The sequence below is a fragment of the bacterium genome (genome assembly GCA_013360195.1).
GTDB lineage: Bacteria > Electryoneota > RPQS01 > RPQS01 > RPQS01 > JABWCQ01.
This window is the reverse complement of sequence record JABWCQ010000043.1, coordinates 1-1,971: the sequence shown is the minus strand read 5'-3', so window position 1 is coordinate 1,971 and position 1,971 is coordinate 1. Positions and strand designations below refer to the sequence as shown.

At 50.3% G+C, this 1,971-nt stretch carries 2 protein-coding genes; both read right to left on the bottom strand.

Annotated features, from left to right (window positions below; all coding sequences use genetic code 11):
• On the bottom strand, positions 1–1,437 hold a 1,437-nt coding region (locus HUU59_13540), incomplete at its 3' end, for a right-handed parallel beta-helix repeat-containing protein (GenBank protein ID NUO20464.1).
• Positions 1,434–1,916 (bottom strand): hypothetical protein, encoded by a 483-nt coding sequence (locus HUU59_13535; GenBank protein ID NUO20463.1) that lies wholly within the window; start codon positions 1,914–1,916, stop codon positions 1,434–1,436. The genes HUU59_13535 and HUU59_13540, both read right to left, overlap by 4 nt.
• Between the last annotated feature and the right edge of the window lie 55 nt (positions 1,917–1,971).

Genomic DNA, 1,971 nt, shown 5'->3' with positions numbered 1-1,971 from the left:
GACTTGACGGCCGAGCACGTCGTATATTTCCAATGTCACATCTTGCTCGCGGATGAGCGCGTACTCGATGGTGACGGTGGAGTTGAAGGGGTTGGGGTAAATCTGAACGCTTAACTCATTTGCCAGTTCAACGCGTGGCTGTTCCACAGCTTCAATGGTATCTTCAAGCCACGGAATAAATGGCACGGGTCCAGTGATTGTGTCCCCCAAGCCCAAGGGGTTGTCGATTTCGTGATAGGGACCACTGGGATGTCCCCAGTAGTTAAAACGAGCATCGGCAGCAGCGCTCAATTCAACAGCGTAGCCGCAGTTTTCCCAGACATTGTCACGCAGAGTTACAGGAGTCTGCTGCCAGATGTAATTGCCGGCATAGATAGAAGGCAGGCCATTGATTCTATCACGAACAAAGTGATTTCCGGCTATAAATGCGGGGAAGTACACTGAAGGCACGATGTCATCCACTGCATTGTTCCCAGAGCATCCAATGAAGTTGTTTTGCGAAATAAGTGCTCCGCGCTCGAGACCTGGTGTGGGTGTTTCAACGGCCAAGACCCCAAATGCGGAAGGCACACCGGGTGCAGGTCGGCACTGCTCGAAAGTGTTGCCGACGATTTCTACGGAATCTCCTAAGTCTGAAATGACGCTCAGAACGTGTGCATAATACTCGCAATCCAAAAATGCATTGTTTGCGATAGTAACAGCGCCTTGATGGCCAATCTCCACAATGCTGGGGCCGTAGTCAATGTACGCGGGGCCAAACACACAATTTGTAATGCTATGCGGTCCGCGTGAAGCACCAAGCAACGCTCGATGTGGCGCGCTTGTGAATATGCAAGAGTCGATAGTCATGCGATTGGAAGACACTATCGCGAAATCCGATTCTGGCGCGCCATTAAACTTGCATCGTTTTGCAATCAGTGAATTTCCGGGCCGAGTCAATACTGCATGCCATCTGATACCCCGGAAGTGACAGTTTTCAAACTTGAATACCGATTCAATATTATCTAACAGGTCGCGCACGCCCCAGCGTACCGAATCAATGAGACAGTTTCTCAGCGTCACACTATCTGCTCTTGACCGCACTCCATAGCGATCGAAGTTCCGGAAGCAAAAATTCTCTATAGTGGCGCTGGCGAACGGCGGCAGCGAGATCACGGCAAGAGTGTCAATTCCCTGCAAACTCGAAGCATCTACCACAACAAGCGAATTTGCACTTGAGTCCGCATCAAACTCTCCAAGCATGGTGAAACGAATCGCCGGCCCAACAAGTGATTCCTGATACGTGCCGACTCGACTGACGAAAAGTGTATCACCGTTAGTTAAGCTGTCCAAACCTGCTTGAATTGTCGATGCGTCCTCAGGAACGCGAACAACGCGAGCGTTTGCATTAGCTACGAGCAATAACAGAATGGTAATTCTTGTCCACACTAACTTCATGGGCAGTTGCTTATGGGATCGCTCGACGCGATCGCCCAAGCTTCACATGAACTTCCGCCAGTGCAGCACGAACCGCCGGTTGGGCATGGAATCAGACATGCATATAATATGTAGTCACCTACCAGTAAGTTTTCGGAACTCATCGTACAGCAAGCACCACGGCTGCAGGACCCATAGGTTGAAAAGGCATGATACTCTTGGCCTTCTCCTCCTTGCTCGACGATTCTGACACATACTGCACAATCGTCACATTCTCCTGATGTGCAAGTCACTCCGGCCTTGAATCGAATCACACCGGCGCATTGAACATGAAACGTTTGCGAGGAGCAACCTGTCGGGTTGGCGCAATTTGAACCACTCGTACCACATCCTGTATCCTGAACATAAGCCGTGAAGTAGCAGCCTGGATCATCTGTCTGCGCATATAGCATTGAGCAGAACAGCAGTTGCGAGATGGCCAACAGAATGAGTCTCTTCATAACAACCTCACATGTAAGAGACAAATAATTCCGCCGCACTTACCGATGCGGGGTA